We start from the raw sequence: 22,625 nt of genomic DNA on the forward strand, positions 1-22,625 counted from the left end.
TTACTCGTCCACTCCGTTGGCACTCAGTCCGAAGAACCGCTCGAAGAACAACCCAAGCTTGTCGATCACGCGCTGCTTCTTCTCGCCGTGGCCACCATCGGCAGAGAACCGGGAGGCAGGCGGAAGCACCTTGGTGATCGCCGTTCCAGTCGTGCGGAGCGCACCGTCGCGGAACGCGATCTCGATGAATGCCCGTGTGGCGTCGGCGCGGAGCCGCTCGTCCTCGATGATGGCGTCAAGCTCCGCCTCGCGCTTGGCAGCGATGAACGCCTGCCATTCCTCGTCGATGGCGCCGTCGACGGAGACGGAGTCGACGAAGGCTTCGATGAGGTCCTTCTTGTTGCGTAGGGTCGGGCTAGCGTCGACAGCGCGGGAGATCTCGGCGCGGATCTCTTTGTCCTCGCCGTCGCCGTGCTGACTGCGGTACTTCTGGACGAGCATCAGGATGTAGTCGACGTTGATCTCGACCTGCTTGATCAGCTCGATCTCGAAGACGACGTCGTCGTTGATCAGCTCCTTGTCAGCGTCCTTGTCTTTGCGGAACTCGGCGTACAGGTCGAGATAGACGCTGCGGTAGTCCTGGCCCTGGCGCTCGGTGAGAATCTCGTTCCCGGCGAAGTCGTCGAACGAGGTAAGGATGTTCTCGAGCCGCAGGATCTGCCCGAATATCTGGATGAATTCCTTCTGAGCGGCCTCGCCGATGATCTGCTGGCCGAGCGGGAACGAGGTCAGTAGTTCGTTGACCTTCTCGGAGTACTCGCCGTAGTAGTCGCCGTACGGCTTGAGGAGCACGACGCCGCGGGCGTCCTTGTTGCCGAAGAGTTCGAGGGCGGCGTTGGTCTCCTCTTCAAGGTCGCGGAAGGCGACGATGTTGCCGTACGTCTTGACCGAGTTGAGAATGCGATTGGTGCGAGAGTAGGCCTGGATCAGGCCGTGTGCCCGCAGATTCTTGTCTACGAAGAGCGTGTTCAGGGTCGTCGCGTCGAAGCCGGTGAGGAACATGTTGACCACGATGACGAGGTCGAGCTCCCTGTTCTTGAGCCGCTGCGAGAGGTCCTTGTAGTAGTTCTGGAACTTGTCGGCACTGGTGTCGTAGCTCGTCCCGAAGATGTCGTTGTAGTCCTGGATGGCATCTTCGAGGAAGCCGCGCGCATCCGTACTCAGCGCATCGGTGTCGAAGGCTTCGTCGTCGAGGATGCCGTCGTCGCTGGCATCGTTCGCGCCGTAGGAGTAGATCAGGCCGATCTTCAGGCGCCGATCGGCAGGTAGGGCTTCCTGCTGGATCTGGAAGTGGTTGTAGTAGCGACGCGCCGCATCGATCGAGGCCGTTGCGAAGATGGCGTTGAAGCCGCGCACGCGCTTGCGCTCGCGGACAGCCTCGGCCTGCCGTCGCGCACGGGTCGATTCGGCGACGTTGGTCACGACGGAGTGCTCGTAGCTCGATGAGCGCTTGGTCTTCTGGTCGAAGTGCTCCAGGGTGTACTTCACGACCTGGCTGATGCGCTCCGGCGCCAGCAGCGCCTTCTCGGTGTCGATGGCCGACACCTGCTTGTCGACAATGGTGCCGACCTTGACGGTGTTGACGTAATCGATCCGGAACGGCAGTACGTTCTTGTCGGTGATCGCGTCGACGATCGTGTAGGTGTGCAGCTTCTCGCCGAAGGCCTGCTCGGTGGTCTTGAGCTGCGGGTTTCCGCCCGTGCCGGCGTTGACCGCGAAGATCGGGGTGCCGGTGAAGCCGAAGAGGTTGTAGCGCTTGAACGCACGGGTGATGTCGGTGTGCATGTCGCCGAACTGCGACCGGTGACACTCGTCGAAGATGATCACGACGTGGTCGTTCGTGATCGCGTGGCCCTTATTCGCCTTGATGAAGGTCGACAGCTTCTGGATCGTCGTGATGATGATCCGCGCATTCGAGTCCTCGAGCTGCTTCTTCAGCACAGCCGTTGACGTGTTGGAGTTCGCCGCGCCCTTCTCGAAGCGGTCGTACTCGCGCATCGTCTGGTAATCGAGGTCCTTTCGGTCCACGACGAAGAGCACCTTGTCGACGCTTGGCAGCTTCGAGGCCAGCTGGGCCGTCTTGAAGCTCGTCAGTGTCTTGCCGGAACCGGTGGTGTGCCAGACGTAGCCACCTGCGGCGACGGTACCGAGGTGCTTGTAGTTGGTGGCGATGTCGATGCGCTGCAGGATCCGCTCGGTCGCGACGATCTGGTAGGGGCGCATAACGAGAAGAAGCCGGTCAGCCGTGAGCACGCAGTAGCGGGTGAGGATGTTGAGCAGCGTGTGCTTGGCGAAGAATGTTCTCGCGAATGACGTCAGGTCCGTGATCGGCTTGTTTTGCGCGTCCGCCCACCACGACGTGAACTCGAAGGAGTTCGAGGTCTTGCGGCCCTTGGTCTGCTTCTTGCCCTCGCTGATGTGCTGGGTGCGCGTCGTGTTCGAGTAGTACTTCGTCAGCGTGCCGTTGCTGATGACGAACAGCTGCACGTACTCGAACAGGCCAGAGCCGGCCCAGAAGCTGTCGCGCTGGTATCGGTTGATCTGGTTGAACGCCTCGCGGAGGTCGACGCCGCGGCGCTTGAGCTCGATGTGGACCATCGGCAGGCCGTTGACAAGCACGGTCACGTCGTAGCGGTTCGCGTAGTTCGCGCCACCCTCGCCCTGGCCGATCTCGTACTGGTTGATGACCTGTAGGCGGTTGTTGTGGATGTTCTGCTTGTCGAGCAACGTGATGTTCTTCGTTGAGCCGTCGTCGCGCTTCAGGAGCTGGACGTGGTCCTCCTGGATGCGCACCGTCTTCTCGACGATGCCGTCGTTCTTGCCGGCGATCTTGTTGTCGAAGAAGTCTGCCCACTCCGCGTCGGAGAAGGTGATCTGGTTCAGCGCCTCAAGCTGAGCGCGAAGGTTTGCCACGAGCTGCGCCTCAGAGGTGACAGGCAGGTACGCGTATGCCTGCGATTCAAGGAGGCGAATCAGTTCTTGCTCGAGCGCAGACTCTGATTGATAGGCCGCCGAGCTGCGGGCGTCTGGAATGTATTCCGCGACAACGGTTGACTCGGCCGAGACCGCGATCGGATCGTACTTGCGTGGGAGGGTTTCACTCATGCAGCAGCCTCCTCGAAAGTGAGAAGCCGGTCGCGGTAGTGCTCGTACTGCTTTCGGCGGGCTGCAATCTCAGCCGGAAGTCCGATATGCAAGTCACCCGTAAGGGCCTCGAACTGATCGAGAATGCGGGCGATGCGCTCCTGTTCCGCCGTAGGAGGAAGCGGAATAAGAATCTTCGCAAGTCGTACCTTCGACACGTTGATGCGCGTGACGCCATTTGCGGTCTTGATGATCTGCGCTCGTAGAGGACCAGAGCGGAAGAGGTGCTTTGCAAACTCTGGATTCAATAGAGAGTCATCGTTCATTCTGAAGCCGATGCAGAAGCTGTTGAGATAAAGCGGCTCGGCTAGCTGACGCGTGACAACCGAGGTCATGCCAACCTCCTCGAGCGACTCTGATGATCCGGTAAAGATCACGTCACCGTAGGCGAGCGACCGCTGTCGCTCATCATTCCCTATCCGCACGAAGTCATCCGCCTCAGTGTTCAGTGCGATGTTGTTGAAGACATTCGTGTAGGTGGCGTAGCGAGCGTTCCCACCTGAGAAGTCGGCCTTTGACTTGCCCGTGAGGCCGCCGAAGATCGTCCCCAACTCGCCAAGCGGCGCGATGGGAGTGTCAACTGGGAAGGTGAGAAGCGAATCGCGATAGAACTCGTACTGGACACGGCGAGCTTCCAGCTCCGCTTCCAGCTCCGCTTCCAGCGAGGTGAACTTATCCAAGATTCCCACGATCTCGCGTTGCACCTCGATAGGCGGCACGGGAAGTCGCACCTTCGCCAACTGGCGAGCCGACACGTCAATCACTTTCGTGCCAGTGGCGAGCGCACGCTTCTGTACCGAGAACGACTCTGACTGAAACCAGTAGGCGAGGTACTTCGGGGCGAGGTCGTGCTGGATCACGGTGGCGTGACCGCCGGTAACGATCGGCTCCGAACCGAGCCAGGCGACGGCCTTTCCGACGTCCTCGACGTTCTCGCTGGTGTTGGTGATGATGATGTCGCCCGGCTGCGCCTTGGCGAGCTTCATGGCGGTCTCCGGTGCCACGAATGAAATCGTTTCGGTCGCCCAGACGCCGTACCTCGTATAGATCTGGCCGTAGTGGATAGCACCGACGCCTTCATCAACGAGATCGGTCTTTGGCATGCCGTTGCCACGAACGAATCGTGCGATGTCGCCGAGTGTGCGGAACTCCACGCCGTTGGGCGTGTGTTCGGCGATTAGGTCGTCCACACGGCTCACTTGGAGCCCTCCAGGTCCGCGACGATCTCGTCAATCGAGACGCGCAGCTCAGCCTGTCGCGCGACGATCTCGGCGATCTCGGCGTTCAAGGCTGTGATGTCGACGGCCTCGCGGGTATCTTCTTCCTCGACATACGACGAGATGGAGATGTTGTAGTCGTTAGCCGCGATGTCCTGGTTTGGAACAAGCTTCGCGAAGTGATCTTCGTCTTCCCGCACATCGAGCGCCATCAGGATGTTCTGCTGGTTGTCCGGCGTGAGCTTGTTCTTGTTGCCGACACGCTTGAACTCGTCCGAGGCGTTGATGAAGAGCACCGAGTTGTCGGTCTTCGACTTCTTGAGCACGATGATGCACGTCGCGATCGTGGTGCCAAAGAACAGGTCCGGCGGTAGCTGGATCACAGCGTCGACATAGTTGTTGTCGATGAGGTACTTGCGGATCTTCTGCTCCGCTCCCCCGCGGTAGAGCACGCCAGGGAACTCGACGATCGCAGCAGTACCGTTCACGGCGAGCCAGCTCAGGATGTGCATCGTGAACGCGAGATCAGCCTTCGACTTCGGCGCCAGAACACCGGCCGGCGCGAAGCGCTCATCGTTGATCAGCAGCGGGTTGGCGTCGCCATCCCACTTGATGGAGTAGGGCGGGTTCGAAACGATCGCCTCGAACGGCTCGTCGTCCCAGTGCTGCGGGTCGAGCAGGGTGTCGCCGTGTGCGATGTCGAACTTCTCGTAGTTGACGTCGTGCAGGAACATGTTGATCCGCGCGAGGTTGTAGGTGGTCAGGTTGATCTCCTGACCAAAGAAGCCGCCCACGTTCTCGCGACCAAGTACCTTCGCGAACTTGAGCAGCAGCGAGCCAGATCCGGCAGCGGGGTCGTAGACCTTGTTGACGCGCTTCTTGCCCATGACCGTGATGCGGGCGAGCACCTCGGAGACTTCCTGTGGGGTGTAGTACTCACCGCCAGACTTGCCGGCCTGTGAGGCGTACATCTGCATCAGGTACTCGTAGGCGTCGCCGAAGAGGTCGATCGAGTTGTCCTCGAAGTTGCCGAGCGGCAGGTCGCCGATGGCATCGAGCAGCTTCACGAGCTTCTCGTTGCGCTTGGCGACGGTGTTGCCGAGCTTCGAGCTGTTCACGTCGAGGTCGTCGAAGAGGCCCTTGAGGTCGTCCTCGCTGTCAGTGCCGACCGCCGAGCCTTCGATGTTCTTGAAGACGCGCTCAAGCGTCTCGTTCAGGTTCTCGTCTTTGGCCGCGCGGCGACGCACGTTCTGGAAGAGCTCCGAAGGGAGGACGTAGAAGCCCTTCTCGGAGACGGTCTCTTTGCGTCCGAACTCCGCCTGGGCGTCGGGGAGGTGAGCATAGTTGAAGTCGGTCTCGCCGGCCTCGTGCTCGCCTTTGTTGATGTAGGCGGTGAGGTTCTCGGAGATGAAACGGTAGAAGAGCATGCCGAGCACGTAGCTCTTGAAGTCCCAGCCATCAACCGACCCGCGCAGGTCGTTCGCGATTCGCCAGATGGTCTTGTGCAGTTCTGCGCGCTGGGATTCTTTGGTGGTCGGCGTCATTGACTTGTACTTCTCCTCGCGCCCGATTCGGCGCACTTCGTTTGTTGACCTCGGCTGCTCTCAATGTATCGGCGCACGGCGACATGGCCGGGTTGACAGCACCGCCTCGAGGCAAGGCCGACGCATGGGAGCAAGCTCGAACCACGCGACAGCATCTGGTGATAATTGTATATCTATCAGGGGTTTTCGTAAATGCCGCTGGCGTCGTTTCAATCAAACGAGGCGGTCGGAGACGTCGATGCCCACGAAGAGCAGCTGATTTGGGATGCCGTAGTGCTTGCCCGTGTGGGCTGAGTAGATCGCAACGCGGCCATCGTCGAGGCGCAACTTGAACTGCTCGCGGTCGTTCCCTTCGAGTGCAACAACTTCACCTTCGAGCGGTCCGTCCACAACTTGCCACTGATCCATGTTCACGAGGCGACGATATCGAGCGCCGAGCCCGCGACACGCTCCCGACACGAAGATGTATCTGCGCTGAAAGAAGAAGGCGGCGACCGCGCCGGACGAGAACTCGGAGGTTCTCAAGTCCGGGCAGTCGCCGCCCTTTTGTCAGGCCGCGGATGGCGGACTGACGTTGGTTGACGCGACCTCGTCATGGAGCACTGGCACCACGCGGGTGTCTTCCGCGGCCGTCCAGCGCTCCAGTGTGACCATCGCCCAGACGAGCGCCTCGAAGTAGTCCGAGTACGTCATCTGGTTGCGATACCACTTCGGATCACCGATTGTCCGAACCTCGACGCGCCACTCCCCCGGGTGGGCGAGCATTGCGCCGACTTCGCTCGGAACATCAGTGCTGTCGCCGTTTCGGTCGGGCAGCCCCGTGATGAGCGCTGGGCCGACGAGCATGGCCTTCTGGCGGGCTTCGGGTACGAAGTACCACCAGAGGAACGTGGCCCGCGGGTTGAAGGGGAGATCGAGCATCAGCCCCTCCTCGTGGACGTATACCGTCACGCCGAGCGCCGGGATGTCGACCGGCTCGATCCAGCCGCCCACCACGGCCTGGTAGTCCTCGAGCTTCTTGACCTCACACTCCACGATCGGCTCGCCCTCGGTGGTCGGGATGACGAGCGCCTTCACCATGACCGATCACCACCGAAGAGGGGAAGCTCGGCGATGTGAATCGGTGGCTCGCTCCGCACGCGGAACCGAGCTCCGGGACGCATCGTGGCCTCGAACAGCAGACACCAGAGGGCCGCGTCGAAGACGCTGTCGAAGCGCGCGAACGAGTCGTACCAGGAGCTGCGGTCGTACGGGCGAACCTGCACCACGAAGTTGTCGCGGTGGAAGATCTGCTCGATGACCGCCTCCGGGACGTCGCCCTCGTTCTCCTGGTCACCGACGCCCGTCAGAACGACGTCACCGAGGATGACCGGGTGGGCCGTCGGCTGTGCGCTGTGAAGCCACCAGAACGCAGTGGCCCGGGTGTTCAGCGGACCGTGGGTCCGACGCTCGGCCTCGTTCATGTAGACGGTGACGCCAATGGACGGGATCTCAATGAGATCCAGCCAGCCGTCGACCGCCTCCTGGAACGCGCCGAGATCGGCGAGCTCCACGAAGGCAGGGCGCTGCTCTGTGTCGTGCGGGATGACGATGCTGCGCACCATTCGTCCCACCTCCTTACTGTTGTCGCGGCCGAGAACCCCTCTCGGGTTCTCTTCCGAAGCCGCGGGGCAGCAAGGAGGAACTGACCATGTCGGTGGTCACCGGAAGACTCCGACTCATGCCGACCTGCACGAAGACGCGCTATCGCGACCGGATCGCGGCGTTGCTGGCGCTGTCTCAGATTCAGAACCAAGACAAGGCTTCGCGTCCGAAGCAGGAAGCGCGCGTCTACTTCTGCGACGACTGCCGTGGTTGGCATCTCACGTCGCGCAAGCGCTGGCGTTGATGGTGTACCGACTGTCCGGGACGAGCGCGGTGAAGCGCCCAGTCCCGAACAGCCGGATCTCCCTGCATGCCGAACTGCGGTCAGGCGGAACCCGACGACCGGCGCGGCGTCTTGCCGCCGCTCGCACCGCCGAAGATGGCCTCGATCGCGCTCTGCTTGGTCTTGGCTTCGCGCTCGATCTCGGCGCGCACCGTCTCGGCGCGCTCGAGCACCTTCGGGTCGGACTTGCTGGTCTCGACCCACGACTCGAGGGCGAGGCGGATCTCTTCGGTGACGGTTCGGCCGTTGAGCTGGGCGAGCACGTCCAGCTGCGCCCGCAGGCCATCGGTGATACGAACGGCGAGCGTCCGCAGCGGACCGAGCGCCGAGGCCGGCACGTCGGCAGGGGTGTTCTCACTCATGGTGAGCCTCCTCATCGGAAGCGACGGACGATCCCCGGTTGGGATCATCTACGCCGCACGCCGACGAGGAGCGAGGCCGATTATGCACCGCCTATTCGCGGGGTCAATCTTCCGATCGCGAGCGTTGCGAAAACCACAACGATAAGACATCACCAGGCGCGAACTCCCCATGCGCCTTGGTCGGGCAACCTGCCTCCCATCCGCTACGATCGCCTCATGCTGCCGCGCGAGCTCGATGACGGGTTCAAACGTAGCGCCGTCTCGCACACGTTGACGGTTGTCGATGCGTCGAGATTGACCATCCGCGTACAGCACGCTTTTCATCTGCGATGCACACACCCGTCGCGATTCGTATTCTCTCGCTACGACTGGACGGGAAGCGGGGACGAGTCGTCTCCGCGAATCGGCCCACCTGCGCCTGATTCATCGCTCCCCTCACCGAGACTTCATGGCCCGGCGATCAAGGTTGACGGCGGTGGAAGGCTGCTGGTGATCGACCTTGGTCGCATCTATGAACCAGGGGAAGAGTGCGACTTAGAGGTTGATCACACATTTGTCGACATCCGGCGGACTTTTCAACCGTTCTTGACTCACCGCGTCACAGACGGCAACGAGATCGTGGACTTGGCGGTTCGAATACCTTCTGCGCTCCCCGTCGTTGTGCATTCGACTCAGGAACTCGTTGAAAGCGCGCATAAGGAGTCCGTACGTGTGGCTGGCACTGAACTCAGTGTCGGAGGGGTTCCCTACGTTGAGTATCGAAGCACGGTTCATGATCCTGCCGTTGGTAGGAGATACGCGATCCGTTGGACTTGGTAGGCAAATCAGCTAAAATATGCGTTAGGAGGAATATGCAAATGGACGTCGATATGTGATTTGAGGAGCACGGCTTGGCTCTAACACTAAGTGAACACGAAGGCGCTCGCGTGAGCGCCTTCTATTCGCATCTGACAGCACTCCTCGGCCCTGTTCCTACGCCAACACAGTCGGTCGTGATTGCTCACGTTCTACCGGATGCGCCCTTCTTCTTGCGAGCAGTTGACTCGATCGCTCCCATATGTCTTCTTCTTGCGAAGCCCAAGTCATTGGCGAGCGAAGCCGGTACGAGAGTGGCTGAGAGCTTGAGCTTTCCCCGTCAAGCTCTGTCACGAAAGTGGGCAGAAGATGTTGACTCGGTGCTCTCCACGCTGGCCGATGCATTGAAGCCGGATCTGCCTTTTCTGCTATGCGATATTGGTGCGTACTTTGCTCCGTCGATACTCGCGATCGCAGAGCGCTACAAAGACCAGTTTCTAGGGGTGCTGGAAGGAACGGAGAATGGCGCTTCAGCCTACGAGCGTCACTTTCGAACCCTTCGCATCGACCCACCAATCCCGATCGTTTCGGTCGCACGTAGTTCACTGAAGCTGCCGGAGGACTTCCTCGTCGGCGCCGGGATCATCTTCTCTGCGGAGGCGATTCTTCGACAGCATGGCCAAGTCCTTCAGACTCGCACCGCGACGGTTATTGGGTTCGGGCGCGTTGGTCGAGCTGTCGCGGAGGCCCTGCGCACCCGTGGTGTACCAACAGTGGTGTTCGACACCGACCCGATCGCGCGCGCGGAAGCGGCTGTGCGCGGATACCCGGTGTATGGAAGCATCGAGGAGGCCGTGGACTTCGGAACTTTGGTGGTATCGGCGACAGGATCCCACGCTCTTGACCGCACGGCTCTGGACTCCGTTCGGCGAGGAGCTGTCATTGCGACGGTTACATCGAGGGACAGCGAATTCGATGAGGAGTACCTTCTCGATGCATACGACAGTGTCGGGGCCGAAGCTGATGGATCTGGACTCTCGCTCTATCGCGAGGTTGGAGGCGACCGCGAGTTTTGGCTGATGAACGATGGAAACGCGCCCAACTTCCTCCACGGTGCAGTCCTGGGACCCGCTCTCCATCTGATATCAGGCGAAAAGCTGGCCGCCGTACATGAACTCGCAAACTCCCATGAGCAACTCGCCGGCGCGACGTACCAAACGCCGCTGATCGAAATTCGCGAGGACCTTCGTCGCAACGTCGCACGAACGTGGAATACGCATTTCATCGAGATCCGGTGACATAGGCGAGAACCAGAACACCGCACTGACGTGTCAACCATTGCTTCACCAAGCGCCAAAAAACCGCTATCGCCTCGGAGCTCCCCTCGATGGCCGGCCTCGCCGCCAAGCTCAAGCTGACCTGGATCAAGTCAGATTTGATCAACGCGGAGAACAAGCGGATCTGTCGGGCTTGCGCGTAATCTTCATGCCGTCGCTGATCAGCTGCTCCCACTCGGTCAGCTCGCGGTCGGCAAGGCCGTCGTCGGGATTGAATGGACTTCCTAGCGAACCTCCCAACCCTCTGGGAGGTTCATTGTGTTTGGGTCGCGTCGCTCCGCCCAGATGGCACCGTCAGTGACGAGGCCGGCGACGTCGCCTGGAGGTGCGTGTCGCCACCACTGCAGTGACACCTCGACGGCGCGTTCGCGGAAGGTGCGCAGGTGAACAGCGATGCGCGGATCGGCGGTCCACGCGAAGACGCTCCAGACCGGCCATATCGGCATGCTCCAGCCGACTCGGACGACGGCCATGCGCTCGGCGAACCCGACGTTGAGGTTGAGGGGCGATTCTGGCAGCACGACTCGGCGGTGGACGAAGTCGGGCAGTGTGGGGTGTGGACGGACGGTGAAGTCGAACGCGACCGGTTCGCCGTCGATCTCAACGACGGGAGGCGACCAGGCCTCTTTGCGGAGATTGAAGTCGAGGACCGGCTGGAACGCGTTGCCAGACTGGAAGACGGATACGAACGCCCAGGGGCGAGCGTGCTCGTCACGGTCACGGATGAGCGTCACAAGCTCCTTTATTCCGCGGTCGGAGCGCCGCCACGGTGTCGAGACGTCCGCGGCAAAGTGCTCGCTCACATACTGGGTGCGCCGCTGATCCACGGACTCCAACCCCACGCCCGCGCCTGAGAGGTAAAAGAACGCGCCGACCGACGTGCCCGGGTCGGTGCCGTACTGCTCGTACAGGCGCATCAGTTCATCGAATGCGCGCTCGGGGATTCCATCGCCGAGCGCTTCGACGAGGTAGAACAGCCCGGTCATTCGCGTGATCGTCGGCTCTCCCTGCCCCCGCCGAAACAGCCGCAGCTCGCGGATCAGTTCGTCACGCACTGGATCGGCGGGCTCTGCCATGGTGCCAATTTTGCGCCAAAGACAGGACGAACGCCGCGCCTGAGCCTAGAAGTACGAACTCCCCATCCGCAGGGAGCTATCTCCAGGAGGCAGAAGATGACCGCATCCGAACTGCTCCCCACCACGGGGAGCGCCATGAGCCCGCAGGGGCTCTCTTCGTTGTCGCTTGGCATCCAGCGGCAGACCCGTCGCGAGGTGGAGCGGGTGCAGTCCCGCGCCATCGTCGCCAAGCTCACCGAGGACGGCCGTGCGTTCGTGACGCACACGGCGCTCGAGCACGTCGGTGCCCTGACCGCGCTCGAGCAGCACCTCATCACGGTCGCGCCGCTCGGGGAGGCCCGCTACCGCGAGATCGTCGACAGCTACACGCTGGGCGCCTCGGCGGCGATTCGGCGGTGGCAGTGATGGCGACCACGGCCCAGGGCGCCTTCGACCGCCTGGTCGATGTCTCCGCCGAGACGATCCAGTGGGCACGCGAACTGGTGGCCGCCGTCCGGAGCTCCTTCGGCGAGCGCCGCCGCGCGCGTATCGAGGCCGAGCTCGACCGCAAGCAGGACGAGCTGCGCCGCACCGTGCTCCAGCTGGCCGACGCGCTCGGCATGGAAGCGCACGAGGCACGCAAGGCGCTCATCCGCGAGTCGTTCCTCGCCTCGGGGCGCACGCCGAACGAGTCGTCTGACTCGTGAGCTGAACCGCGGCGGCGCGGACGATGACCATCCGCGTCCGCGTCGCCGCACCAACTGCTCGTCAGTGTTCCGGTCGTTGTGGTTTTGGCAACGACAGCGACCGGAATATTGACGACCCGCTCTCGGACGCGCATAACCAGTCCTCGCCATCGCTCGCACGCTTCGCTGCGGGCTGGAGAAAGGAGTTCCTTGACATGACCAACCAGACCCCGGGCGCCGCAGCGGCGTCCCCACACAAGAAGTACGCCGTGATCTACGCCGACCCGCCCTGGGACATCGCCCAGGCCGGCGCCCGCGGCGCCATCAACCACTACGACCTCATGACCCTCGATCGCATCAAGCAGATGCCGATCGTCGAGTTGGCCGCGGAGAACTCGACGCTGCTGCTGTGGACGACCAACGCGGCGCTGCCCGGGGCACTGGAGGTCATGAAGTCATGGGGCTTCACCTATAAGACGAACGCCGTCTGGGACAAGTACTACATGGGCCTCGGGAACTACTTCCGCGGCTCGCACGAGATCCTGCTGCACGGCGTGCGCGGCAAGGCGCCGTTCAAGTTCCGCGGACAGCGCTCGACGCTGCTGTTCCCACGACAGGCGCACAGCCAGAAGCCGGAGGAAATGATCCCGCTGATCGAGCGCGTGCTCGACGGCCCCTACCTCGAACTGTTCGCCAGGCAACGCCCCAACAGCCACGCGGACTGGTCGGTGTGGGGCAACGAGATCGAGTCCGACATCACGATCCCGGGGTATCCGGTGCCGAGCGACTTCACCAGAGCCGGCGCAGATAGAGGGGTCGGTGATGACTGATGCCCGACGACACCCCCGCGCCCACGCCGATGCGCTTCTTCCGCGCCTGCCTGCTCATTCTCGGCGGCATCGTCGCTCTCTGGCTCGCCTTGGAGCTGCTCGCGCAGTTCTGGGGCTGGGTCCTCCTGATCGTCGGCATCGCTCTCGTCTGGTGGTGCGCGGTCATCGTGTACCGCTACTGGTGGGGTCGACGGTTCTAAGCATGAGCGAGTTCACCTCTGTCGGGTCGTTGTGGAATGGACAACGGCGCTTGAAAACGCTTGACAAATCGAGCGTTCGAGTTCGTAATAGGCGCCATTGTGCTCATTCGGCTTATGGCTATGAGCGATCCCAACGTCCTTCCGCGACCGTGACGCGAACCAATCAGCCCTTCATGGGCAGCGGTGGGAAGGAGGTTGTCTCATGACCCGACACACCCGCGGCCGTCGCCGCTATCGGAAGAGCGTGGACCGGCGCGTCCAGGTGTTCTCGGAGTCCAACAGCGATACGCGCACCGAGCGGATCGCCCGCATCATCACCAGCGCCGGCCTAGAACAAGCTCGCCTCGAAGCCGCCGCTCGCGCCGAACACGTCGAATGCGACGAAGGAGGCGACCATGCCTGATCTGGTCTTCGCTCGTCTGCATCTGCCGCGCCCACTCGGCGCCGACAGCGTGACCCAGCTGATGACGCGCCTGATGAGCGCCGACGCCCCACGACCGCTTGTCTTCGAGGTACACGCCAGCGCGGACAGTGTGACGCATCTCGTCGGCTACCCGTCAGCGGCCGCACCGCGCCTCAAGCGCCTCCTTCGGGGCCACCTGCCAGGCCTCGCCCTTGAGCCCGCCACACGGCCGGACGTGGCCGCCGTCAGCCGGGTTGTGGCGCACCCCGGCATCCTGCCGCTCGCCGCCACCGACCCTGAGCAGGTCGCGTCGGCGATCTACCAAGCACTCGCTGCACGCCGGGGCGAGGAGCACATTGCGCTGCAGCTCGTCCTGGGACGTACGCACGCAGCGTATTCCGTCGCAGCGAAGTCGGCCGATCCGATGCAGCCATTCGCGTCGCTCGTGTTCGAAGGCGTCCGCGCCGTGGAGCCCGAGACCCGTAGGCGCCTTCAGCAGCGGGCCGCCCAGCCGACGACCGCGGCGACGCTCCGAATCGGGGGCACTGCTGGCAATCAGAAGCGCACCGGCGCGCTCGTCTGGGAAGTATTCGGCGCTCTCCAACTCCTGCAGAGTCCTGGACTTCGACTCAGTCTCAACTACGACTCGTCGAGCCGCTGGCGCGCGGCAACCGCTCGCGCCGCGTTTCGGCCTTCACCGGACGAACTGACGTCGATGCTGGCCTGGCCGCTCGGCGAGCGCGACTATCCCGGCATCGCCGGCACCCATCCGCGTCGCTTGCCGGTGCCCGAGATCGTCAGCGCGACGTCGTCGGTATTCGCGACCGGTACCGCACCGGGTCCGGAGCGTCTGATCGGGATGGATCCGGCCAGTCGGCTGCAGCACCTGGTGGCGACCGGGCCAACGGGCTCGGGCAAGTCCACCGTGCTGGAGCACCTCATCCTCTCCGACATCGAGGCTGGTCGGGCCTGCGTAGTCGTCGAGCCCAAGGCGCAACTGGTCGACAGCATCCTCGATCGCATCGCCCCCGAGCATGCGCAGCGCGTTGTCGTGCTCGACGCTGCCGACACGATGCCGGTGGGCTTCAACCCGCTCGACATCGGCGACCGCGATCCGGACGTCGTGGTCGACGGCATCATCGCCGCCCTCGCCGCCGTCTTCGAGGAAGGGTGGGGACCACGCACCGAGTACCTGATCCACGGTGCGCTCCTATCGCTCGCCCGGGCTGGGCAACGGACCATCGATCCGTACACGCTCATCGATCTGCCACGCCTCCTAACGGACGCTGCCTTCCGACGCCCAGTGATCGCCGCGATGCAGGACGACGCGACGCTGGCCTCCTTCTGGGCCGAGTTTGAGGAACTCAGCCCCGCCCAACGCGCTGCCATGATCGCTGCACCTCTGAATAAGCTTCGCAAGATCCTGTTGCGCGCACCGCTGGTTCGCATGCTCGGGCAGGCACGACCGCGCTTCCGGCTCCGCGACGTCTTCCGCGAGCGCAGCGTCGTCCTGGTACCGCTGAACGATGCGCTGATCGGGACCGGTGCGGCCAAGCTGCTCGGCAGCCTGATCGTCGCCGAACTCTGGAATGCGACGCTGGAGCGTGCTCGCGAGAAGCACCCCACGAAGCGGCCGGGGATGGTGTTCATCGACGAGGTGCAGAACTACCTGCACCTGCCGACCTCGATCGCCGACGCCCTCGCGACCTCACGTTCCTATGGCGTCGCCTGGCATCTGGCGCACCAGTACCGAGGCCAGCTTCCACCCGCCATGCGGGCGGCGCTCGATACGAATGCGCGCAGCAAGATCTGCTTCGCCGTTGGCCCGGACGATGCTCGTGATCTCGCCCGGATGGCCCCGCAACTGTCTGCCGACGACTTCCAGGCGTTGCCTCGCTTCGAGATCTACGCCCACCTGGTTGCCGGGAGCGTGCCAGCCGGATGGTGCTCGGGGCGCACCCTGCCACCGCGCCCAGCGCTCGGTATCCGCGACGATGTCCGCCAGCGCAGCCGAGATCGCTACGGTGCCCTGCCGCCGACCACCTCCGAAGTCGCAGCAACCTCGTCACCAGAGCACCAGGCGGGCCGCCCGACGCACCAGAAGGCAAGGCGCGCATGATCGCTCGGCACGCCCCCAACCACTGGATCGCCCTGTCCGCTCGGCGCTCCGTCCGCTGTTCACTTCACGACGAACACTCGCCGCCACGTTCGGCCACGTTCCGGCGAACCTCGGCCGGTGCGGGCGCGGACTGCCCCTGTGTTCCAGGACGCTTCACCCCAGCCCGGAGGGCGGCCTCATGGTGACCGCTGTTCGTCATCTCGACCTCGAGGAGCACCTCACTGAGCGCGACGTTCGCATCCTCGAGGATCTCGAACGCTTTCGACTTCTCACTACTCGACAGCTGCAGCGACTGCACTTCCCGGCGGCACCCTTGGGTCCGCATGTCACCGTGAGCGGTGCGACGCGAGGGACGACCCGCGTGCTGAACCGACTCGAAGCCCGCGGTGCAATCGCTCGGCTGGCCCGGAGAATCGGTGGCATCAAGCACGGCTCAGCCGTCACGATCTGGCAGCTCGGGCCAGCGGGCGAGCGCTATCTTCGTGCCCGACGCGGCGAACCGCGACGGCGGCGCTACGACGAGCCAGGTCTCACATTCGTCGCTCACACCCTCGCCGTCGCCGACATCGCGGTCAGTCTGCTTGAGCAGGCACACGCCCACCGCTTCGAACTCCTCGAGCTCGAACTCGAGCCAGCCAGCTGGCGCAGCTTCAACGGCAGCGGCGCATCCGTGATCACGCTCAAGCCCGACCTCCTGGTCGTCACCGCCGACGCCGCCACCGAGACGCACTCGTTCATCGAGGTCGACCGCGCCACCGAGCATCTACCTGCCGTACTTCGAAAGTGCTACACCTACCAGCGCCACCAACGCACGGGCATCGAACAGCAGACGCGGAAGCTGTACCCGGCCATCGTCTGGATCGTCCCCGGCATCGACCGCGCCCAGAAGATCCGCGAGGCCATCGCTGCCGATCGTGGACTCGCCCCGGGCCTGTTCACCATCATCACCGGCGAGCAGACACTCGCCACGCTGGCCCCGTACGGGCCCTCATCACCATTCACCCCGAAAGGAGGAATCACATGAACTCATCAACCATCCCCGTCGCGCCGACGGGCGCCGACAACAACAGGTTGCGCACCAAGTCCAAGTTCCCGAAGTGGATGCGCACCATCGACCAGACCAAGCATGCACACTTCATCATCGACGCCTGGCTCACGCTCGACCCGAACAGCCGCGATGCCTTCCTCGCGCAACTCATTGCGGCCACCATTCACGACGGCCCCGGCAGCGCGCTCGAGCGCTTCGCCGGAACTGGCATCCTTAACGCCGAGGCCGCGCTCGCTGAACTCAACAACGTCACCGTCCCGATCGAGCGAGAGCCCTGGCTCGACGCGCTCGGGCGCTACATCATCACCGCGGGAAAGCGCTCATGAGCGAGCACGAGCCCAAGATCACACCCGAGGCGCGTCTCGCGCCTGAACGCACGTCCCCTGACTGGCGTCGACTCGAAGTCGCCTCCCGCCGTTTCGGACACCCCATTGCGGACGGCATTGCAGCGGCACTCGCGGAGCACCGGGAAGTCGACCACGACACCGCCCGCTGCATCGCCCACGCGCTCGGGCGCGCGCTCGGACGAGAGTCCGCCCTCGCCGAGTTCGGGAGAACGGGCGAGAGCACCTACCTCGATCTTCGCGAGGAATACCTACGCCTCTACACCGACGATGACGCCACCGCCGAGGCCAAAGAACTCATCGACTGGTTCGGCACGTACCTCATCGACAAGATGGGGACCGGCTCCGGTCGGACCTATCAGAATGAGCACCTGCCACCCAAGCTCGACCGTCTCCTGGTACGCACCACCCTCCCCACCAGCGGTACGCCCGTCACGGTGCATGTCCCTGCCAGTCTCGACGCCGCCGGGATGGAGCAGCTGATCGTCCGTCTCGAAGAGTGCGACGAGTTCTTCGGCCCCGCCTTCAGAGCGTTCCTGTCGCTGCCGGACGTGAACGCCGCCGCTGCGGACCTGCTCGACAGCTTTCAGGAGAACTACGTCGGCAGCTTCAACTCCATCGACGACGCGGTATTCGCACTCAGTCCGCTCGAGGACTGGGAGATCGAACTCGGCAACTGGGCTGATGATCACGGCCTGCCCGCTGACGCCGTCCACCTGAACATCGACTACGTCATCGAACGCACCCGCGACGCCTACGACTTCGTCGAGGAGGGAGGCATGCTCCATGCCTTCAACAAGTAGCAGCGACCCACCACGCAGGCGAGGACGCCCACGCGCAGACCGGCGCATCGACATCACTCCTGTCTGGCGTGCGCGACCCGATCCACGTCGACTCGCTCGCGTACTCCTCGGCCTCGTCGTTCACCTCGAACAGCCACCGAAAGAGCCCCAGACACAAGAAGGGAAGGGCCATGGACGAACGCGATGAGCGAGGTGAAAACTACATCGCCGACGCGACCCCGGTCGACGGCGGTGGAGATGCCCTGGAAGCCGCCAAAGGACTGGACTTCCCGGCCGAGAAGAGCGTAAATCCGGAGGACCTAACCGAAGGAGGGCCTCATATGTACCAAGAAGGCGAGGAATCGGCAGCCACCCTGGCAAAGCCGAATCTCACATCAGTCGCAGGGCTGGAACACCTATTCAAGGGCGACGACGCGATGCACGTCCCGCTCCGCACGGGCGTGGCAATCAGCTACCTGCGCGTCTCCACGACGCGCCAGCTCAACACCGCAGCCGACCTCGACGAGGACGGCAACAGCATCGCCACTCAGCGCGAGTGGGCGATCCGCAAGGCGAAGGAGCTCGGCGTGCCGATTCTCCGCGAGTTCGTCGAACCGGGCCAGTCTGCGCAGACCATCGACAAGCGGCCGGAGTTCAAGAAGCTCCTCCGCTTCGTCGATGCCAACCCCGACATCCGCTACGTCGTGATCTACATGCGCTCGCGCGTCTTCCGCAACCACCTCGATGCCGCCATCACCAAACGCCAACTGCGCGACAAGGGCGTCGAACTGATCTCGGCCAAGGAGAACTTCGGCGACGGCTACATGGGTGATGCGATGGAGGCCATCACCGACGTCGTCAACGAACTCCAGGTCCGCATGAGCGGCGAGGACATCCGCATCAAGATGGCCCACAAGGTAGAACGAGGCGGAAGCGTGGGGCGAGCCAAGCTCGGCTACCTCAACGTGCGCAAGGACTTCGACGGACGCCTCGTCAACACGATCGATGTCGACCCCGTTCGCGCACCACTCATCATCTGGGCCTTCGAGCAGTACGCCACCAATCAGTTCTCGATCACGCAGCTCCAGATGATGCTGGAAGATCAGGGCCTGACCACGCGGCAGTCGAGCAAACGGGCCGCCAAGCCGCTGTCGAGCAGCCAGCTCGCCATGATCCTGCGCGACCCGTATTACACCGGAGTCATCCGCTACAAGGGGAAGCTCCACCCGGGCAGGCACACGCCACTCATTTCGAAGGAGCTATTCCTCGCAGTGCAGAAGATCCTCGACGGACGCAACCGCAAGGGAGACCGCGACCGGATTCACTTCCACTTCCTGCGCGGCCTGCTGTACTGCGCCGAATGCAAGGCGGAGGGGCGCACGAGTCGACTCGTCTACAGCCAGAACAAGGGGCATGGCGGCACGTACGAGTACTACGTTTGCACCGCGAAGCAGCGCGGTCACTGCTCGATGCCGTCGGCGCGACTCGACGAACTCGAAGACGAGGTGGCGCGACAGGTCGCGGCTGAGCGCTTCGGTGCAGAGGACATCGCGTCCGCTCGTGAGGAAGTGCGACGCGCCCTCGTCGAACTCCAAGCCGCGGATCAGGAAGAGAAGGACGCCCTCCGCACGCAGCTGAAGAAGCTCGAAGCCCAGGAAGAGCGGCTCATCGAACTCGCCGCCGACGGAACGATCGCCGTCGAGAAGCTGCGCCAGAGGCTTGAGTACGTGACGCTCCAGAAGGGCGCCATCACCGAGAAGCTCACGCGGACGGTCGAGCGCATCCGTCACGGCGTGGACAAGGCCTTCGCGTTCGTCGATCTCCTCGAAGATCCCGCCGCGCTCTACAAGCAGCTGCCCGACAACGTTCGCCGCGAGCTCCTCACCGCGTTCTTCACGCGACTCGACGTCCAGGTCACCGACCGCGAGGTGAGCATCGGCGTCGAACGCACCGAACTCAACGCAGGCCTCCACGACTGGCGCGCCCAGCACCGCCTCAGCGCGAGCACGCACTCACCGACCAAAGAAAAGAGAGCCTCCCGCATTTCTGCGGAAGACTCTCTTTCGGACCTATACCCGCTTACTCAGTCCAAAGGTTTGAATAAGCCTGTATTGGTCGGGATGACAGGATTTGAACCTGCGACCCCTTGACCCCCAGTCAAGTGCGCTACCAAGCTGCGCCACATCCCGGAGCCGCACCGAAGCGCGGACAACTCCCCTATCCTAGCCGGTCCGGGCTGCTGCGTACGAACCCAGCCCTAACCGACCTGCCCGGCAACCCACTGGCGCAACTGCGGCGCAGGAAGCGCGCCGATCTGCCGCGATTGCTCGGCGCCGTTTCGGTACAGCAGCAGAGTCGGAATGCTCTGGATGCCGTGACGCTGCGAAACGCTCGGCGACTCATCTGAGTTCACCTTCACGACCTTGAGCTTGCCGGCGAACTCCCGCGACATCTGTTCGACGATCGGCGAGACCATCCGGCACGGACCGCACCACGGCGCCCACACATCAACGAGCACCGGAAGCGTGGCGTCACCGACGACGGCGTCGAATGAAGCGTCGTCGGCCTCCACAAGCCACGGCAGGTCCGCGTGGCACAACGCGCAGCGGACTTTCCCGGCACGGGCCGCCGGGACCCGATTCTTCGCACCACACGACGGACACACCGTCACTGTCGACTCCGGCATCCTGACTCCCTCCCCGTTCATTGTCGCGATCACTCGTCGGCAAGCGCTACCTCTCGCGCGCTCACCAGCAATAGGGTGGGAGCGGTTCCCAACACGAAGGAGTGTCTGTGACCGCCGATGCCGCTACGACCCGAGTCGCCGCATCCGAACTGTCCCCGCGCTGGTGGTGGGGGTTCCTGCCCTACGCCGCCGTGTCGATCGTGCACGTCACGGCGTTGCTGTCGGGGTGGGATGCCGTGAGCGGCCCCACCAAGCTCGCGCTCATGCCGCTTCTTGCCGTGGCGGTGCTCTGGGGCGGCCGCGGTTCGCAGTGGGGTCCGCCCTACACGCTGCTGTTCATCGCTCTCGCGCTGTCGTGGCTCGGCGACGGCGCCGCGACTTTCTTCCCGTTCCTGGATGACGAACTCCCGGCGATGCTCCTCTGCTTCGGTCTCGCGCATATCGCCTACATCGTGCTGTTCTGGCGATTCCTCGCGGTTCGTCGCCTGCCGTGGTGGTCTGCCGTCTACGCGGTGTGGTGGGTCGTCCTGGTCGTCTATCTCTGGCCTGCCCTCGGCGGACTTGCGGTGGCGGTTGCGCTCTACGGACTCGTTCTCGGCGGCACTGCCGCGCTCTCGACTCGGTGCCACCCCGCGATCGCGTGGGGTGGCGCGTTCTTCCTCATCTCCGACACGGTGCTCGCGTTCCGGCTCTTCCTGCCCGAAACGATGCCGTCGGGCAGCAGCGCCCTCGTCATGATCACCTACACGCTCGGGCAGGGCCTCATCGCCGTGGGAGCGGTGGTCGCGACCCACGCAGCGCGGGCCGCGAGAGAATCGACGGTGTGACCGACTCCGTTCGCGTGGATGCCTGGCTCTGGGCAGTCCGGGTCTACAAGACTCGCTCCGCGGCAACCGCGGCATGCCGCGCGGGGCATGTTCGGGTCGGTGGGGACCGCGCGAAGGCGGCCCAGCCCGTGCGGATCGGCGATGAGCTGCGCGTCCGGATCGCAGGCTTCGACCGTATCCTCGTCGTCACGCAGCTGCTGACCAAGCGCGTCGGAGCTCCGGCGGCCGCCCTCGCGGTCGACGACCGCACGCCGGCTCGCCCGTCGCGCGAAGAGACGCCGTTCGTTCCGGTTCGCGACCGCGGCGCAGGGAGGCCCACCAAGCGCGAACGTCGCGACATCGACCGGCTGCGGGGCCGGTCCGCCGAATAACGCTGGGCTACTCGTCCTCGTCGAGCTGATCGAGCAGCCAACCGGCACCGACGACCCGGGCACCCGCGGCGCTGACCCTATCGGCGAGTCCCCGGTCGCTCGTCACGACGACGACCTGCTCACCGGCGCCGATGCGCCGCTGCGTCTCGGCCACGATCTCGTCATCACCCTCGCCGGGTGCCAGCACGACACGGATGCCGACGCCTGCGTCATCCGCAGGCAGGCCCGCGGCCTTGGCCTGGCCCTCGAGCACGATCGACACGTCAGGGAACCAGTGCGCGCCCGGAAGCTCGAGGGCATCGGCATCCACACCGCGCGCCTGCCACTGACTGACCCGGTCAATGAGCCGGCCTGCAGCACCGGCGCGGTCGCGCCACCATCCGTCAGGCACCGAACCCACGACGTTCGCCGCATCGATCACGACGGCCGGGCGCACCGACAGCAGCGGGCCAAGGCGCTCCCACGCCGACGCGAACGCCGGATGCAGCGGCCTATCGGCGACCTCGTCCACCGGAACCCACTCGAGGGCGACGCTCTCGGCATCCGCGATCTGCGGGTCAAACGGCACGATGACATCCGCGATCACCGTCGTGTACGACCAGATGTCGAGGTCGAGCACGCTCCAAAAGCGCTGCCGCACGGCATCCGGCGGCACCGCGGCTTCCTCCCGAGCCTCGCGGAGCGCCGCCACACCGGCATCCTCGTGCTCGTGTCGCGCACCGCCGGGCAGCGCCCAGGTTCCGCCGTGGTGGCTCCACCCGACCCGGTGCTGCAGCAGGATGCCGCGCTCGGCATCCACGGCAAGAAGACCCGCCGCGCCGAACCGGCCCCAGTAGCGCTCCCCTGTCGGCGCGATCACCCACGCGTCGCCGGGATCGCGCGGGCCCGTGGGGCGGCGCGGCTCTCCGGGAGCAGGGGGCTGAATCGTCACGATCTCAGCCTGTCACA

At 63.9% G+C, this 22,625-nt stretch carries 25 protein-coding genes and 1 tRNA gene; 14 read left to right on the plus strand and 12 right to left on the minus strand.

Annotated features, from left to right (window positions below):
- The 6 genes from AB0O89_RS08560 to AB0O89_RS08585 all read right to left on the minus strand — a co-directional run bounded on the left by AB0O89_RS08560 (position 1) and on the right by AB0O89_RS08585 (position 7,509).
- Entirely contained in the window at positions 1 to 3,105 is a 3,105-nt protein-coding gene (locus tag AB0O89_RS08560) for a type I restriction endonuclease subunit R (RefSeq protein ID WP_363496316.1), read from the minus strand.
- The gene (locus AB0O89_RS08565) at positions 3,102 to 4,334 is read right to left on the minus strand and encodes a restriction endonuclease subunit S (protein WP_363496319.1); all 1,233 of its coding nucleotides are present in this window, start codon (positions 4,332 to 4,334) and stop codon (positions 3,102 to 3,104) included. Before AB0O89_RS08565 ends, AB0O89_RS08560 begins: the two co-directional genes overlap by 4 nt.
- 5 nt (positions 4,335 to 4,339) lie before the next feature.
- Positions 4,340 to 5,905, minus strand: coding sequence for a type I restriction-modification system subunit M (locus tag AB0O89_RS08570; protein ID WP_363496322.1), 1,566 nt, complete (start codon positions 5,903 to 5,905; stop codon positions 4,340 to 4,342).
- A 213-nt stretch (positions 5,906 to 6,118) separates the two neighbouring features.
- Positions 6,119 to 6,313 carry a hypothetical protein gene (locus AB0O89_RS08575; protein ID WP_363496325.1) on the minus strand — a complete coding sequence of 65 codons (195 nt, stop codon included), beginning with the start codon at positions 6,311 to 6,313 and terminating at the stop codon, positions 6,119 to 6,121.
- A gap of 141 nt (positions 6,314 to 6,454) precedes the next feature.
- Positions 6,455 to 6,985: a DUF3846 domain-containing protein gene (locus AB0O89_RS08580; RefSeq protein ID WP_363496328.1), complete on the minus strand. Its 531-nt coding sequence runs from the start codon at positions 6,983 to 6,985 to the stop codon at positions 6,455 to 6,457.
- Positions 6,979 to 7,509 carry a hypothetical protein gene (locus tag AB0O89_RS08585; RefSeq protein WP_363496331.1) on the minus strand — a complete coding sequence of 177 codons (531 nt, stop codon included), beginning with the start codon at positions 7,507 to 7,509 and terminating at the stop codon, positions 6,979 to 6,981. Before AB0O89_RS08585 ends, AB0O89_RS08580 begins: the two co-directional genes overlap by 7 nt.
- Positions 7,510 to 7,595: 86 nt before the next feature.
- On the opposite strand from AB0O89_RS08585, the gene AB0O89_RS08590 reads away from it, so the two are divergent.
- Entirely contained in the window at positions 7,596 to 7,793 is a 198-nt protein-coding gene (locus AB0O89_RS08590) for a hypothetical protein (protein ID WP_363496334.1), read from the plus strand.
- A gap of 80 nt (positions 7,794 to 7,873) precedes the next feature.
- Here the strand turns inward: AB0O89_RS08590 and AB0O89_RS08595 are convergent, their stop codons facing one another.
- Positions 7,874 to 8,194: a hypothetical protein gene (locus AB0O89_RS08595; RefSeq protein ID WP_363496337.1), complete on the minus strand. Its 321-nt coding sequence runs from the start codon at positions 8,192 to 8,194 to the stop codon at positions 7,874 to 7,876.
- Between the two features lie 1,175 nt (positions 8,195 to 9,369).
- Between AB0O89_RS08595 and AB0O89_RS08600 the strand changes: the two genes are divergently transcribed.
- Positions 9,370 to 10,287 (plus strand): NAD(P)-dependent oxidoreductase, encoded by a 918-nt coding sequence (locus AB0O89_RS08600; RefSeq protein WP_363496340.1) that lies wholly within the window; start codon positions 9,370 to 9,372, stop codon positions 10,285 to 10,287.
- Between the two features lie 263 nt (positions 10,288 to 10,550).
- On the opposite strand, the gene AB0O89_RS08605 is transcribed toward AB0O89_RS08600, so the two are convergent.
- A complete protein-coding gene (locus tag AB0O89_RS08605; protein WP_363496343.1) occupies positions 10,551 to 11,402 on the minus strand; it encodes a hypothetical protein in 852 nt (283 codons plus the stop codon).
- A 96-nt stretch (positions 11,403 to 11,498) separates the two neighbouring features.
- Between AB0O89_RS08605 and AB0O89_RS08610 the strand changes: the two genes are divergently transcribed.
- From AB0O89_RS08610 to AB0O89_RS08650, 9 genes are all read left to right on the plus strand, one after another.
- The gene (locus AB0O89_RS08610) at positions 11,499 to 11,807 is read left to right on the plus strand and encodes a hypothetical protein (RefSeq protein WP_253034149.1); all 309 of its coding nucleotides are present in this window, start codon (positions 11,499 to 11,501) and stop codon (positions 11,805 to 11,807) included.
- Positions 11,807 to 12,088, plus strand: a complete 282-nt coding sequence (locus AB0O89_RS08615) for a hypothetical protein (protein WP_363496346.1) — start codon at positions 11,807 to 11,809, stop codon at positions 12,086 to 12,088. Before AB0O89_RS08610 ends, AB0O89_RS08615 begins: the two co-directional genes overlap by 1 nt.
- A 194-nt stretch (positions 12,089 to 12,282) precedes the next feature.
- Positions 12,283 to 12,897: an MT-A70 family methyltransferase gene (locus AB0O89_RS08620; RefSeq protein WP_363496349.1), complete on the plus strand. Its 615-nt coding sequence runs from the start codon at positions 12,283 to 12,285 to the stop codon at positions 12,895 to 12,897.
- Positions 12,897 to 13,097 (plus strand): hypothetical protein, encoded by a 201-nt coding sequence (locus tag AB0O89_RS08625; protein WP_167253807.1) that lies wholly within the window; start codon positions 12,897 to 12,899, stop codon positions 13,095 to 13,097. The genes AB0O89_RS08620 and AB0O89_RS08625 overlap by 1 nt, the downstream gene beginning before the upstream one ends.
- 202 nt (positions 13,098 to 13,299) lie before the next feature.
- Positions 13,300 to 13,500, plus strand: coding sequence for a hypothetical protein (locus tag AB0O89_RS08630; protein WP_363496352.1), 201 nt, complete (start codon positions 13,300 to 13,302; stop codon positions 13,498 to 13,500).
- On the plus strand, positions 13,493 to 15,619 hold the full coding sequence (locus tag AB0O89_RS08635) for a hypothetical protein (RefSeq protein ID WP_363496355.1): 2,127 nt from the start codon (positions 13,493 to 13,495) through the stop codon (positions 15,617 to 15,619). The genes AB0O89_RS08630 and AB0O89_RS08635 overlap by 8 nt, the downstream gene beginning before the upstream one ends.
- Positions 15,620 to 15,797: 178 nt before the next feature.
- Positions 15,798 to 16,643 carry a replication-relaxation family protein gene (locus tag AB0O89_RS08640; RefSeq protein ID WP_363496358.1) on the plus strand — a complete coding sequence of 282 codons (846 nt, stop codon included), beginning with the start codon at positions 15,798 to 15,800 and terminating at the stop codon, positions 16,641 to 16,643.
- Positions 16,640 to 16,993 carry a hypothetical protein gene (locus AB0O89_RS08645; RefSeq protein ID WP_363496361.1) on the plus strand — a complete coding sequence of 118 codons (354 nt, stop codon included), beginning with the start codon at positions 16,640 to 16,642 and terminating at the stop codon, positions 16,991 to 16,993. The genes AB0O89_RS08640 and AB0O89_RS08645 overlap by 4 nt, the downstream gene beginning before the upstream one ends.
- Complete coding sequence (locus AB0O89_RS08650; RefSeq protein WP_363496364.1) at positions 16,990 to 17,814, plus strand: hypothetical protein; 825 nt, start codon at positions 16,990 to 16,992, stop codon at positions 17,812 to 17,814. The genes AB0O89_RS08645 and AB0O89_RS08650 overlap by 4 nt, the downstream gene beginning before the upstream one ends.
- Here the strand turns inward: AB0O89_RS08650 and AB0O89_RS08655 are convergent.
- Complete coding sequence (locus tag AB0O89_RS08655) at positions 17,804 to 17,986, minus strand: hypothetical protein (protein WP_363496367.1); 183 nt, start codon at positions 17,984 to 17,986, stop codon at positions 17,804 to 17,806. The genes AB0O89_RS08650 and AB0O89_RS08655 overlap by 11 nt on opposite strands.
- Here AB0O89_RS08655 and AB0O89_RS08660 point away from each other — a divergent pair.
- Complete coding sequence (locus AB0O89_RS08660; RefSeq protein ID WP_363496370.1) at positions 17,985 to 19,943, plus strand: recombinase family protein; 1,959 nt, start codon at positions 17,985 to 17,987, stop codon at positions 19,941 to 19,943. The two genes, AB0O89_RS08655 and AB0O89_RS08660, sit on opposite strands and share 2 nt — an antisense overlap.
- On the opposite strand, the gene AB0O89_RS08665 is transcribed toward AB0O89_RS08660, so the two are convergent.
- Positions 19,906 to 19,982: transfer RNA gene (locus tag AB0O89_RS08665), tRNA-Pro, on the minus strand. The two genes, AB0O89_RS08660 and AB0O89_RS08665, sit on opposite strands and share 38 nt — an antisense overlap.
- A 68-nt stretch (positions 19,983 to 20,050) precedes the next feature.
- Entirely contained in the window at positions 20,051 to 20,479 is a 429-nt protein-coding gene (trxA, locus tag AB0O89_RS08670) for a thioredoxin (RefSeq protein WP_363496373.1), read from the minus strand.
- Between the two features lie 107 nt (positions 20,480 to 20,586).
- On the opposite strand from trxA, the gene AB0O89_RS08675 reads away from it, so the two are divergent.
- Both AB0O89_RS08675 and AB0O89_RS08680 read left to right on the plus strand, forming a co-directional pair.
- Positions 20,587 to 21,306 (plus strand): lysoplasmalogenase, encoded by a 720-nt coding sequence (locus tag AB0O89_RS08675; RefSeq protein ID WP_363496376.1) that lies wholly within the window; start codon positions 20,587 to 20,589, stop codon positions 21,304 to 21,306.
- On the plus strand, positions 21,303 to 21,677 hold the full coding sequence (locus tag AB0O89_RS08680) for an RNA-binding S4 domain-containing protein (protein WP_363496379.1): 375 nt from the start codon (positions 21,303 to 21,305) through the stop codon (positions 21,675 to 21,677). Before AB0O89_RS08675 ends, AB0O89_RS08680 begins: the two co-directional genes overlap by 4 nt.
- Positions 21,678 to 21,684: 7 nt before the next feature.
- Here AB0O89_RS08680 and AB0O89_RS08685 read toward each other — a convergent pair whose 3' ends face one another.
- A complete protein-coding gene (locus AB0O89_RS08685; protein ID WP_363496382.1) occupies positions 21,685 to 22,608 on the minus strand; it encodes an NUDIX domain-containing protein in 924 nt (307 codons plus the stop codon).
- Positions 22,609 to 22,625: the final 17 nt, after the last annotated feature.

It is taken from the genome of Microbacterium sp. NPDC076895 (assembly GCF_040687115.1).
In the GTDB taxonomy this organism is placed as follows: Bacteria; Actinomycetota; Actinomycetes; order Actinomycetales; family Microbacteriaceae; genus Microbacterium.